At 65.8% G+C, this 12,100-nt stretch carries 11 protein-coding genes; 2 read left to right on the top strand and 9 right to left on the bottom strand.

All coding sequences use genetic code 11. From position 1 onward, the window contains the following. The 9 genes from RZR99_RS16145 to rpsB form a co-directional block, all read right to left on the bottom strand. The coding region (locus RZR99_RS16145) for a POTRA domain-containing protein (RefSeq protein WP_323120774.1) at positions 1 to 664 on the bottom strand (664 nt) is incomplete at its 3' end. Positions 665 to 731: 67 nt separating this feature from the next. Further along, positions 732 to 2,102: an RIP metalloprotease RseP gene (gene rseP / locus RZR99_RS16140; protein ID WP_323120773.1), complete on the bottom strand. Its 1,371-nt coding sequence runs from the start codon at positions 2,100 to 2,102 to the stop codon at positions 732 to 734. A gap of 11 nt (positions 2,103 to 2,113) precedes the next feature. Continuing rightward, on the bottom strand, positions 2,114 to 3,310 hold the full coding sequence (locus RZR99_RS16135) for a 1-deoxy-D-xylulose-5-phosphate reductoisomerase (RefSeq protein WP_323120772.1): 1,197 nt from the start codon (positions 3,308 to 3,310) through the stop codon (positions 2,114 to 2,116). Between the two features lie 15 nt (positions 3,311 to 3,325). After that, entirely contained in the window at positions 3,326 to 4,147 is an 822-nt protein-coding gene (locus RZR99_RS16130) for a phosphatidate cytidylyltransferase (RefSeq protein ID WP_323120771.1), read from the bottom strand. Further along, positions 4,141 to 4,923, bottom strand: coding sequence for a polyprenyl diphosphate synthase (gene uppS / locus RZR99_RS16125; protein ID WP_323120770.1), 783 nt, complete (start codon positions 4,921 to 4,923; stop codon positions 4,141 to 4,143). Before uppS ends, RZR99_RS16130 begins: the two co-directional genes overlap by 7 nt. A 49-nt stretch (positions 4,924 to 4,972) precedes the next feature. Then, complete coding sequence (gene frr / locus RZR99_RS16120) at positions 4,973 to 5,533, bottom strand: ribosome recycling factor (RefSeq protein WP_323120769.1); 561 nt, start codon at positions 5,531 to 5,533, stop codon at positions 4,973 to 4,975. An 86-nt stretch (positions 5,534 to 5,619) separates the two neighbouring features. After that, positions 5,620 to 6,333, bottom strand: coding sequence for a UMP kinase (gene pyrH, locus RZR99_RS16115; protein ID WP_323120768.1), 714 nt, complete (start codon positions 6,331 to 6,333; stop codon positions 5,620 to 5,622). Positions 6,334 to 6,492: 159 nt separating this feature from the next. Next, positions 6,493 to 7,374, bottom strand: coding sequence for a translation elongation factor Ts (gene tsf, locus RZR99_RS16110; RefSeq protein ID WP_323120767.1), 882 nt, complete (start codon positions 7,372 to 7,374; stop codon positions 6,493 to 6,495). Between the two features lie 181 nt (positions 7,375 to 7,555). After that, positions 7,556 to 8,296, bottom strand: coding sequence for a 30S ribosomal protein S2 (gene rpsB, locus RZR99_RS16105; protein ID WP_323120766.1), 741 nt, complete (start codon positions 8,294 to 8,296; stop codon positions 7,556 to 7,558). A 369-nt stretch (positions 8,297 to 8,665) separates the two neighbouring features. Between rpsB and map the strand changes: the two genes are divergently transcribed. Both map and RZR99_RS16095 read left to right on the top strand, forming a co-directional pair. After that, the gene (gene map, locus RZR99_RS16100) at positions 8,666 to 9,481 is read left to right on the top strand and encodes a type I methionyl aminopeptidase (RefSeq protein WP_323120765.1); all 816 of its coding nucleotides are present in this window, start codon (positions 8,666 to 8,668) and stop codon (positions 9,479 to 9,481) included. 29 nt (positions 9,482 to 9,510) lie between these two features. Next, entirely contained in the window at positions 9,511 to 12,087 is a 2,577-nt protein-coding gene (locus RZR99_RS16095) for a [protein-PII] uridylyltransferase (protein ID WP_323120764.1), read from the top strand. Positions 12,088 to 12,100: the final 13 nt, after the last annotated feature.

The following is a 12,100-nucleotide window of genomic DNA, read 5'->3' as shown; positions in this document are numbered from 1 at the left end:
TCGAGTACAGATCGTTCTTCGTGTACCAGGAGAACCAGTTCGGCGTCGACAGCTGCATCTCGTCGCGCAGCGTGCCGGTGCTGTAGGTCTTGTTGCCGATGAAGTTGATCTGGCGGATCTTCGCGCTCGGGCCTTCCGCGACCGCGAACAGGATCGACACGCGGTTCGCGTCGACCGGCGTGACCGTCGTCGACACTTCCGCCGCGTAGAAGCCGCGCGTCAGGTACTGACGTTTCAGCTCCTGCTCGGCCTTGTCGACGAGCGCCTTGTCGTAGTACCGGCCCTGCGACAGCCCGACCGCCTTCAGCGCCTTCGTCAGGTTGTCCTTGTCGAATTCCTTGATGCCGGTGAAATCGACCGACGCGATCGCCGGGCGCTCCTGCACCTGGACGATGACCACGCTGCCCTGCGTCGCGATCCGGACGTCGTTGAAGAAGCCCGTCGCGTACAGCGCGCGGATCGCCTCGGACGCCTTGTCGTCGGTGAACGTATCGCCTTGCTTGATCGGCAGGTACGCGAACACGGAACCCGCTTCGACGCGCTGCAAGCCTTCGATCTTGATGTCTTGCACCACGAAAGGTGCCGAGGCGTGAGCCGCGAGGCCGTGCACGGCGAGCGCCGCGGCGGCAACCGTCTTAGGTACAAAGCGATGAGGTTTGAACAACGTGCATCCCCAGTGTTTAAGCTTGCATCAGATCAGGCGGCCGCCCTCGCGGCAACCGCCCAACGCTTCAAAAATGGATTAAACGAGCCAGATCGTTGAACAGCGCGATCGCCGACAGGACGACGATGCAGATCAACCCGGCTCTTTGCAGAATCAGCTGCCAGCGTTCCGATACGGCTTTACCGGTCGCGGCTTCAACCAGATAATATAACAGATGCCCCCCGTCCAAAACGGGAATTGGCAGCAAGTTCAGCACGCCCAGGCTAATGCTGACAAGGGCGAGAAACGACAGGAACGCCGACACGCCGAGCCGCGCGCTCCGGCCCGCGTAGTCCGCGATCGTCACCGGTCCGGACAGATTCTTGATCGACGCCTCGCCGGTAATCATCCGCCCGAACATCCGCAGCGAATACAGCGAAATCTCCCAGGTCCGCCGGCCGCCCATCTCGAGGCTCTCGAGCGGGCCGTAACGCACGTCGACGGTCGGCGTCGGCATGGTCAGCGCCGCGCCGATCCGGCCGACATCCCGACCCGTCTCGTCGTCGCGCTGCACCTGGGGCACGATCGTGAGAGTCTGCTCCGCGCCGCGGCGATCGATGCGCAGCGCGAGCGGCTTGCCCGCGTGGGATTTCACGTCGCCGATGAAGCGCGTCGAACTGCCGATCGGCTTGCCGTCGAGCGCGAGCAGCGTATCGCCCGGCTGCAGGCCCGCCTGCTGCGCGGCGCTGCCCGGCTGCACCGACGCGACCGACGGCTGGCCGCCGCCCGGTTCGAAGCCGAGCCGCGACATGAAGTCGTCGTCGACATTGCGATCGGGGAAATCGCGCAGATCTACGCGAAAATCGAAGGTCGCACCGTCCGCGCGTGCGCCCAGCACCACGTCGCGATGGTCGAACGCGGCGCCGAGCAGCTTCCAGCGCAGTTCGGACCACGACCGCACCGCCTCCGGCTCGCCGCCTTGCGCCGCGCGGATCGAGACGATTTTCTCGTTGCCGTCGAAGCCGGCTTGCGCGGCGATCGTGCCCGCCGGCGGCGGCGCGACGATCGCGGCGGGTTCCGTCACGCCGGTCGCGAAGATCAGTGCGAACAGAACGATCGCCAGCAGGAAATTGGCGATCGGACCGGCGGCCACGATCGCGATGCGCTTGCCGACCGGCTGCCGGTTGAAAGCCTGCGACAGCTCCTCCGGCGGGATCCCGGAACCCGGGTCGCGCTCGTCGAGCATCTTCACGTAACCGCCGAGCGGCAGCGCGGAAAGCGTCCACTCGGTGCCCGTCTTCTTGCTGACCCAGCGCACGAGCGGCGTGCCGAAACCGATCGAGAAGCGCAGCACCTTCACGCCGCACCAGCGCGCCACGCGGTAATGCCCGTACTCGTGCACGACCACCAGCACGCCGATCGCCACCGCGAATGCGACCAGTTCGACCAGCAGGTTCATCGGTGCCCCGCTCAGACGGCGCGCTCCACGCGGAGCGTGGGCAGCGTCGCGATGATGGCGGCGGCGGCGCGGCGCGCTTCGGCGTCGACGCCCAGCACGTCCTCGAGGCCGCTCGGCGCGTGGTTCGGCAGCGCGTTCAGCACCGCCTCGACCGTCTGGGCGATCGCCATGAAGCCGATCCGGCGCGAAAGAAACGCGTCGACTGCGACCTCGTTCGCCGCGTTGAGCGCCGCGCTTGCCACGCCGCCCGCCTCCAGCGCCTGGATTGCGAGCGCGAGACACGGAAAGCGCGTGTAGTCGGGCTTTTCGAACGTCAGCGTCGCGATCTGCGCGAGATCGAGGGGCGCGACGCCCGCGTCGACCCGGTCGGGGAACGCGAGCGCATGCGCGATCGGCGTGCGCATGTCGGGGTTGCCCAACTGGGCGAGCACCGAACCGTCGCGGTAGGCGACCAGCGAATGAATCACGCTCTGCGGATGGATCAGCACATCGATCCGCCCGCTCGGCATGCCGAAGATCCAGTGCGCTTCGATGACCTCGAGACCCTTGTTCATCATCGTCGCCGAATCGACCGAGATCTTGCGGCCCATCACCCAGTTCGGGTGCTTGCACGCTTCGTCGGGCGTCACGTCGACGAGCGTCGACGGCTCGCGGGTGCGGAACGGGCCGCCGGACGCGGTCACGATGATCTTCGCGATGCCGTCGCGCTCGGCCGCATCGCGCGGCATGCACTGGAAGATCGCGTTGTGCTCGCTGTCGAGCGGCAGCAGGATCGCGCCATGGTCGCGCACCGCGTCCATGAAGATCGACCCCGACATCACGAGCGCTTCCTTGTTCGCGAGCAGGATCCGCTTGCCGGCGCGGGCGGCGGCCAGGCTCGGCGCCAGGCCCGCGGCACCGACGATCGCGGCGACCACGGTATCGCAGCCGTCGCTCTCCGACACGTCGACGAGCGCCTGCGGCCCGTAGGCCACCTCGGTCTTGCTGCCGGCCGCGCGCAACTGAGCGGCGACCTTCGCCGCAGTATCGGCGTCGCCGACCACCGCGATGTCCGGGGCGAACTTCAAGCACTGCGCGACCAGCTTGTCGCCGTTGCGGTGCGCGGTCAGCGCGTGGACCGAGAAGCGCTCCGGATGGCGCGCGACGACGTCGAGCGTGCTGTCTCCGATCGAGCCCGTGGAACCGAGCAATGTCAGGCGTTTTTGCATAAATAGAGTCTAGTTTTAACCGAGCAGCAGCATCGCGAGCGGAAGCACGGGCAGCAGCGCATCGACGCGGTCCAGCACGCCGCCGTGCCCCGGCAGCAAGCCGCTCGAATCCTTCACGCCGGCCTGACGCTTCAGCAGCGATTCGAACAGGTCGCCGATCACGCTGAACGCGACGAGCACCGTCAATGCCGCGATCGCACCGGGCGTGCCGTAGCGCAGCGCGAAGGCAGAAAACAGGGTCGGTTCAAACGCGTGAGCCGCGATAGCCCCGCCCGCGACGATCATGACCGCCAGCCAACCGCCCGCCGCTCCTTCCCAGGTCTTGCCCGGGCTGATCGACGGCGCCAGCTTGTGCTTGCCGAATCCCTTGCCGGCGAAGTATGCGCCGATATCGGCGAGCCATACCACCAACAATAACGACAGCACGAACGGCACCCCTTCCGCGCGCGCCGCGACCAGCGCGTGCCAGCAGGCGGCGAACACCACCAGTCCGGCGGCGAGCAGGAACGGTCGCCACGCCCGCTCGGCCATTGCCGGCTTGCGCCACAGCGCGAACGGCCCGGCCAGCAGCCAGAATACGCCTGCCGCCTCGAACAGCGGCCGCGACGCCCCGGCGCCGATGCCGAGCTGCGTGCTCGCGGCCAGCGCCGCGGCAGCGACAACCGCATACGCGACCGAGCCGGTCCGTCCCAGCTTCAGGAGGCGTGCCCACTCCCAAGCGGCAAAGACGAGCGCGAGCGCGATCAGCGCGCCGAACGCGCTCAACGGCGCGAACAGCGTCACCGGCAGCAGCACTGCCAGCAGCACGATCGCCGTGATCACACGGGTTTTCAGCATGAAAGGGAGTCGGCGTTCTGCGTCTGGGGCTCGAGCTGAGCGCTCGTTCGCCCGAACCGGCGTTCCCGGTCGGTATACGACGCGAGCGCTTCGGCGAGCGCTTCGGCATCGAAATCCGGCCAGAATTTGTCGGTGAAATAGAACTCGGTGTAAGCGAGCTGCCACAGCAGGAAATTGCTGATGCGCTGCTCGCCGCCCGTCCGGATGAACAGATCCGGCTCGGGGGCATAGGCCATCGCCAGATGGCGGGCGAACGCGTCTTCACTGACCTCCGCCTCGCGGCCTTCGCGGGCGGTTTCCTCGACGAGCTTGCGGGTGGCCTGGAGAATGTCCCAGCGGCCGCCGTAATTCGCGGCGATCGTGAGCGTCAGCCGGGTATTGCGGGCGGTCTTGGTCTCGGCGCGGCGGATCAGATCCTGGATGCGGGGTTCGAACTTGGTGAGATCGCCCACGACCCGCAGTCGGATGCCGTTCGCGTGCAGCTTGCCGACCTCGCGCTCGAGCGCGGTGACGAACAGGCGCATCAGGAACGACACCTCGTCGGACGGGCGGCGCCAGTTCTCGGAGCTGAACGCGAACAGCGTCAGGTATTCGACGCCCGAGCGCGCGCAGCCCTCGACGACCGAGCGGACCGCGTCGACGCCGCGCGTATGCCCCGCGACGCGGGGCAGGCGGCGTTCGGTCGCCCAACGGCCATTGCCGTCCATGATGATCGCGATGTGACGCGGCACGCCGGCGACGTCAGGCACGCGAACGGTAGAGCTGGTATAAGTCATGGCCGCTGAGACTCTAACTGCTGGAAAAGGTGCGACACGCGGGCGCGCGTCAGACCGTCATGATCTCGGCTTCTTTGGTCTGCACGAGCTTGTCGATCTCGGCGACCGACTTGTCCGTCAGCTTCTGGACCTCGTCGCTGGCACGGCGTTCGTCGTCTTCCGAGATTTCCTTGTCCTTCACGAGCTTCTTCAACTGCTCGTTCGCGTCGCGACGCAGATTGCGCACCGCCACCTTCGCCGTTTCGCCTTCGCCCTTCACGACCTTCGTCAGCTCGCGGCGCCGCTCTTCGGTGAGAGCGGGCATCGGAACGCGGATCAGGTCGCCCTGCGTGGCCGGGTTGAGGCCCAGGTCGGCTTCGCGGATCGCCTTCTCGACCTTCGCGACCATGTTCTTTTCCCACGGCTGCACGCCGATCGTCCGCGCATCGACGAGCGTCAGGTTGGCCACTTGAGAAATCGGCACCATCGAGCCGTAATAATCAACCTGGATGTGATCGAGCAAACCGGTGTGCGCCCGGCCCGTGCGGATCTTTGCCAGATCGTTCTTGAACGCTTCGATCGAGCGCTGCATCTTCTGCTCGACGCCCTTCTTGATATCAGCGACACTCATTTCAACCTCCGAACCTTCTAACCTTCAAAACGAGGCGGGCCCGCATGCGCCGGCGGCGGCATGCCCAAGCCCACTTCCGCGAGAGTTTACACGTGGACGAGCGTCCCCTCGTCCTCACCTTGTACGATGCGCTTGAGCGCACCCGGCTTGTTGATCGAAAACACGCGGATCGGCAGTTTCTGGTCGCGGCACAGCGCAAACGCCGTCGCGTCCATCACCTGCAGATTGCGGCCGATCGCTTCGTCGAAGCTGATCGTCGAGTAACGGGTCGCCGTCGGATCCTTCTTCGGGTCCGCCGAGTACACGCCGTCGACCTTGGTCGCCTTCAGCACCACTTCCGCGCCCACTTCCGAGCCGCGCAGCGCGGCGGCCGTGTCGGTCGTGAAGAACGGGTTGCCGGTGCCCGCGGCGAAGATCACCACCCGGCCTTCCTCGAGCTGACGGATCGCACGGGGACGAATGTACGGCTCGACCACCTGATCCATGCGCAGCGCCGATTGCACGCGCGCCTCGATACCCGCGTGGCGCATCGCATCCTGCAGCGCCAGCGCGTTCATCATCGTTGCGAGCATCCCCATGTAGTCGGCCGTCGCGCGGTCCATGCCGGCCGCGCCGCCCGCGACACCGCGGAAAATATTGCCGCCGCCGATCACTACCGCGAGTTGCGTGCCGAGCCGCACGACTTCCGCGATATCGGCCACCATCCGCTCGATCGTCGCGCGATTGATGCCGAAGGCATCGTCGCCCATCAGAGCTTCGCCGGAGAGTTTGAGGAGGACGCGTTTATAGGCAGTGGACATAGGAGCTTCCGAGCGACGAGAGGATGACAAGCACGAACTGTAGGGGCGAAATGCTGATTCGGGCAAGCGCCGCCAAATTGACGGGGCCGGGGCTCCGCCCGGCGGCGCTGCCGACCGCGGCGAAACGGACGTTCGCCGCGGGTCAAACGGACTGCTGAATTACTGTTGCTTCGCGGCGGCGACCTGCGCGGCCACTTCGGCCGCGAAGTCGTCCTGACGCTTCTCGATGCCTTCGCCGACCACGAACAGCGCGAATTTTTGCACTGCCGCATTCGACGCCTTCAGCATCTGCTCGATCGTCTGCTTGTCGTTCTTAACGAACGGCTGGTTCAGCAGCGACACTTCCTTCAGGAACTTCTGCACGCTGCCGTCGACCATCTTCGCGACGATTTCGGCCGGCTTGCCCGATTCGGCAGCCTTCTGCTCGGCCACGCGGCGTTCCTTTTCGATCAGGTCGGCCGGCACTTCGTTCGACGACAGCGACACCGGCTTCATGGCCGCGATGTGCATCGCCACGTCCTTGCCGACCTGCTCTTCCGCCGCGCTGTACTCGACGATCACGCCGATCCGGCTGCCGTGCAGGTACGCGGCGATCTTGTTCGACGTCTCGAAACGCTCGAAACGGCGGATCGAGATGTTTTCGCCGATCTTGCCGACCAGCGCGAGGCGCACTTCGTCGACCGTCTTGCCGTCGAGCGGCAGCGCCGACAGAGCAGCGACGTCGGCCGGGTTCTTCGTGGCGACGAGTTCGGCGACCGTCTTCGCGAACGCGTTGAAGTCGTCGTTCTTCGCGACGAAGTCGGTTTCGCAGTTCAGTTCGACGAGCGAGCCTGCGTGGCCGCCGATGAACGAAGCCACGATGCCTTCAGCCGTCACGCGCGACGCGGCCTTGCTCGCCTTGCTGCCGAGCTTCACGCGCAGCAGCTCTTCTGCCTTCGCCATGTCGCCGTCGGCTTCCGTCAGCGCCTTCTTGCACTCCATCATCGGTGCATCGGTCTTTGCGCGCAGTTCTGCCACCATGCTTGCGGTAATTGCCGCCATCATTCGCTCCTTGAGTCTGTCTTTACAACGCCGCCCGCACTTCGACGCAGGCAGCAGGCATTCGTTTCCGGAAATCCGCGTTTTTTTGACGCGAAAGAGACCCGGCGCACCTGCTTGGGAAAAGCGGCTTAAAAAAAGGGGGCCTGTTGAGAGCCCCCTTTTTGCGCCGGCTCGGGGCCGGTTACGCGTTTTCCTCGACGTATTCGTCGTCGCCGCGCACCGCCTGGACCACTTCGTTGACCGCGTTCGCACGGCCTTCGAGGATCGCGTCGGCCACGCCCTGGGCGTACAGCGCGACAGCCTTGCTCGAGTCGTCGTTACCCGGGATCACGTAATCGACGCCTTCCGGCGAGTGGTTCGTATCGACCACGGCGATGACCGGCACGCCCAGCTTGTTCGCTTCCGTCACGGCGATCTTGTGGTAGCCGACGTCAACGACGAAGATCGCGTCCGGAATGCCGCCCATATCCTTCACGCCGCCGATCGACTTCTGCAGCTTGGCGATTTCGCGTTCGAACAGCAGCGCTTCCTTCTTGCTCATCTTTTCGGTTTCACCCGATTCGACGGACGCTTCCATGTCCTTCAAGCGCTTGATCGATACCTTCAGCGTCTTGAAGTTGGTCAGCATGCCGCCGAGCCAGCGTGCGTTCACGTACGGCATGCCGGCGCGCAGCGCCTCTTCCGAGATCGTGTCGCGCGACTGGCGCTTGGTACCGACGAACAGGATCGTGCCCCGATTTGCCGCCAGCTGACGCACGTACTTCAGCGCGTCGTTGTACATCGGCAGCGTCTTTTCGAGGTTGATGATGTGAATCTTGTTACGGTGACCGAAGATGAAGGGGGCCATCTTCGGGTTCCAGAAGCGCGTTTGGTGACCGAAGTGGACACCGGCTTCCAGCATTTGGCGCATCGTGACTGCCATGAGAAATTCTCCGCTAGGGTTGGGTCTTAAGCCGGCTGCCGTATCATGAGCGCGGACCTTGCGGCCCCGCCACGACACCCTGGGTGCGCCGGCTTGCGATTCGGCCCGGGAAAGCCCGGACCCTCGGCCTCCGCCGTTTTTTCACGGTGCCCGCCCGCAAAATGGGGCAAGTACGTAAAATTCGGCATCGACTTAGCCAAAGAGTATAACACGCAGGCATGCCCGCCCTCAAGTCGCCTGCCGCTTTCCCGGCGCCGGCGGCAATCGGCACAAACCCGCCGGCGCGCCGCCGCCCCGGCCGCGAAGGGCTGCGACCGGCGTCATAAGATGCGATAATTGCGCGATTCACCGCATTCCAGGCACCGACTCATGGCCATTACGCTCAAAAACGAACACGATATCGCGCAGATGCGCATCGCCTGCCGGCTCGCCAGCGAAGTGCTCGACTACATCACGCCGTTCGTCGTCGCCGGCGTGACGACGGGCGAACTCGACCGGCTCTGCCACGAGTACATGCTCAATGTGCAGGGAACGATCCCCGCGCCGCTGAACTACCAGCCGCCCGGCTATCCGCCGTACCCGAAGGCGATCTGCACGTCCGTCAACGACGTGATCTGCCACGGCATCCCCGGTGACAAGACGCTCAAGAACGGCGACGCGCTCAACATCGACATCACGGTCATCAAGGAAGGCTATTTCGGCGACACCAGCCGGATGTTCCTGATCGGCGAAGGCTCGATCCTCGCGAAACGCCTCGTGCAGACCACCTACGAGTGCATGTGGCTCGGCATCGACCAGGTCCGCCCGGGCGCGCACCTCGGCGACATCGGCCATGCGATCCAGAAGCATGCGGAAGCGCAGGGCTACAGCGTCGTGCGCGAATATTGCGGCCACGGTATCGGCACGGTGTTTCACGAGGATCCGCAGGTCGTCCACTACGGCCGCCCCGGTACGGGCATCGCACTGCAGCCGGGCATGATCTTCACGATCGAGCCGATGATCAACGCGGGCAAGCGCGACATCCGCACGATGCCCGACCAGTGGACGGTGAAAACCCGCGACCGGAGCCTGTCCGCTCAGTGGGAGCACACGGTGCTCGTCACCGACACCGGCTACGACGTGCTGACGGTCTCGGCCGGGACGCCGGCTCGCCCGGCGTTCGCCGCGCCCGCCGCGGCGCTCTGAGCCGCGCCGTCCTCCGACCCTATCGCGCCATGAGCGTTTCCGTCGCCGTCCCGCCCGAAGCACTCGCGCGCAAAGCCGAATTCAGGACGGCCAAGGCCGACCTGCTCGCACGCTTCCGGAGCGCGGCCAACGTCACGTCGCTGATGCACGCGCTGTCGCGCGCCACCGACGACGCGCTGCGCCGCATCTGGGACGATTGCGGCTTGCCCGCCACGCTCGCGCTGGTCGCGGTGGGCGGCTACGGACGCGGCGAGCTGGCGCCCTATTCCGACGTCGACATCCTGGTGCTGCTGCCCGATGCGCATGCCTGCGAGCTGGACGCGCGCATCGAGCGCTTCATCGGAATGGCCTGGGATCTCGGGCTCGAGATCGGCAGCAGCGTGCGCACGGTCGGCCAGTGCATCGAGGAAGCCTCGCAGGACGTGACGGTGCGGACCTCGCTGCTCGAAGCGCGCCGCATCGTCGGCAGCGTTGCGCTGTTCGAGCGTTTCACGCTGCGCTATCACGAGGCGCTGGACGCCCGCGCGTTCTTCCAGGCGAAAGTGCTCGAACTGCGCCAGCGTCACGCGAAATTCCAGGACACCCCGTACAGCCTCGAGCCGAACGTCAAGGAAAGTCCCGGCGGGTTGCGCGACCTGCAGACGATTGTGTGGATCGCGCGCGCGGCGGGCTTCGGCAGCAGCTGGCGCGAGCTGGATACGCGCGGCCTCATCACGGATCGCGAAGCCCGCGAGCTGCGCCGCAACGAGGGCTTCCTGAAGACACTGCGCGCCCGCCTGCACGTGATCGCCGGACGTCGCCAGGACATCCTCGTGTTCGACCTGCAGACCCAGGCCGCGGAAAGCCTCGGTTATGCGCCGACACCCGCGAAGCGCGCGAGCGAGCAGCTGATGCGGCGCTACTACTGGGCGGCGAAGGCCGTCACCCAGCTCGCGACAATCCTGATCCAGAACATCGAGGCGCAGCTGTTTCCCGCGACGAGCGGCGTCACCCGCGTGCTGTCGCCGGGCCGCTTCGTCGAGAAACAGGGGATGCTCGAAATCGCCGACGACGGCGTGTTCGAACGCCATCCCGACGCGATCCTCGAGGCGTTTCTTCTGTACGAGACCACTCGCGGCGTGAAGGGGCTCTCCGCCCGCACGCTGCGCGCGCTGTACAACTCGCGCGACGTGATGAACAACACGTGGCGACGCGACCCGCACAACCGCAGCACGTTCATGCGGATCCTGCAGCAGTCGGAAGGGATTACGCATGCGTTCCGGCTCATGAACCAGACGAGCGTGCTGGGCCGCTACCTGCTGAACTTCCGCCGGATCGTCGGCCAAATGCAGCACGACCTGTACCACGTGTACACGGTCGACCAGCACATCCTGATGGTGTTGCGCAACATCCGCCGCTTCGCGGTGGCCGAGCACGCGCACGAGTATCCGTACTGCAGCCAGCTGATCGCGAACTTCGAGCGGCCCTGGGTGCTGTATATCGCCGCCCTCTTCCACGACATCGCGAAAGGCCGCGGCGGCGACCACTCGACGCTCGGCATGGTCGACGCGCGGCGCTTCTGCCGCGAGCACGGCATCAAGGGCGACGACGCTGCGCTGGTTGTCTGGCTGGTCCAGCACCACCTCACGATGAGCCACGTCGCGCAGAAACAGGATACGAGCGACCCCGAGGTGATCAAGCGCTTCGCGGAACTGGTCGGCAACGAGCGCTGGCTGACGGCGCTCTACCTGCTGACCGTCGCCGATATCCGCGGCACCAGCCCGAAAGTGTGGAATGCGTGGAAAGGCAAGCTGCTCGAGGATCTGTACCGCGCGACCAGCGCCGTGCTGGGCGGCGCGCAGCCCGACGCGCACTCCGAGCTGAAATCGCGCCAGGAGGAAGCGCTTGCGCTGCTGCGCCTGGAAACCGTGCCCGGCGACGCGCATCGCGCGCTGTGGGACCAGCTCGACGTCGGCTACTTCCTGCGCCACGACGCGGCCGATATCGCGTGGCAGACGCGCGTGCTGTACCGGCATGTGCAGGCCGACAACGCGATCGTCCGCGCGCGTCCGTCGCCGATCGGCGACGCACTGCAGGTGCTTGTCTACGTGCAGGACCGCTCCGATCTGTTCGCGGGCATCTGCGCGTATTTCGACCGCAACGGTCTGTCGGTACTCGATGCCCGCGTGAGCACGACGCGGCACGGCTACGCGTTAGACAACTTCATCGTCACCCAGACCGAACACGATGTCCGCTATCGCGACATCGCCAATCTCGTCGAGCAGCAGCTCGCCGCGCGTCTTTCCGAGGCCGCGCTGCTGCCCGAGCCGTCGAAGGGGCGGCTGTCGCGTCTGTCGCGCACATTCCCCATCACGCCGCGCGTCGACCTCCGGGCCGACGAGCGGGGCCAGTACTACATCCTGTCCGTGTCCGCGAACGACCGGCCGGGCCTTCTTTATTCGATCGCGCGCGTGCTGGCCGAGCACCGGGTCGGCGTCCATGCGGCGCGGATCAATACGCTTGGCGAACGCGTCGAGGACGTCTTCCTGCTGGACGGTGCCGGTTTGTCCGACAACCGCCTGCAGATCCAAGTCGAAACCGAGTTGCTGCGCGCGATCGCAGTGTGAGTGTGTTCCAGCG

The organism is Burkholderia alba (assembly GCF_034721475.1).
Taxonomy (GTDB): Bacteria; Pseudomonadota; Gammaproteobacteria; order Burkholderiales; family Burkholderiaceae; genus Burkholderia; species Burkholderia alba.
This window is presented reverse-complemented; position numbering and strand designations above follow the sequence as displayed.

What these genes read in the sequence shown, in the direction of transcription:
- frr (WP_323120769.1), bottom strand. Translation starts at nt 5,533, where the DNA reads ATGAGTGTCGCTGATATCAAGAAGGGCGTCGAGCAGAAGATGCAGCGC.
- map (WP_323120765.1), top strand. Translation starts at nt 8,666, where the DNA reads ATGGCCATTACGCTCAAAAACGAACACGATATCGCGCAGATGCGCATC.
- RZR99_RS16135 (WP_323120772.1), bottom strand. Translation starts at nt 3,310, where the DNA reads ATGCAAAAACGCCTGACATTGCTCGGTTCCACGGGCTCGATCGGAGAC.
- RZR99_RS16130 (WP_323120771.1), bottom strand. Translation starts at nt 4,147, where the DNA reads ATGCTGAAAACCCGTGTGATCACGGCGATCGTGCTGCTGGCAGTGCTG.
- RZR99_RS16095 (WP_323120764.1), top strand. Translation starts at nt 9,511, where the DNA reads ATGAGCGTTTCCGTCGCCGTCCCGCCCGAAGCACTCGCGCGCAAAGCC.
- rpsB (WP_323120766.1), bottom strand. Translation starts at nt 8,296, where the DNA reads ATGGCAGTCACGATGCGCCAAATGCTGGAAGCCGGTGTCCACTTCGGT.
- tsf (WP_323120767.1), bottom strand. Translation starts at nt 7,374, where the DNA reads ATGGCGGCAATTACCGCAAGCATGGTGGCAGAACTGCGCGCAAAGACC.
- pyrH (WP_323120768.1), bottom strand. Translation starts at nt 6,333, where the DNA reads ATGTCCACTGCCTATAAACGCGTCCTCCTCAAACTCTCCGGCGAAGCT.
- rseP (WP_323120773.1), bottom strand. Translation starts at nt 2,102, where the DNA reads ATGAACCTGCTGGTCGAACTGGTCGCATTCGCGGTGGCGATCGGCGTG.
- uppS (WP_323120770.1), bottom strand. Translation starts at nt 4,923, where the DNA reads ATGACTTATACCAGCTCTACCGTTCGCGTGCCTGACGTCGCCGGCGTG.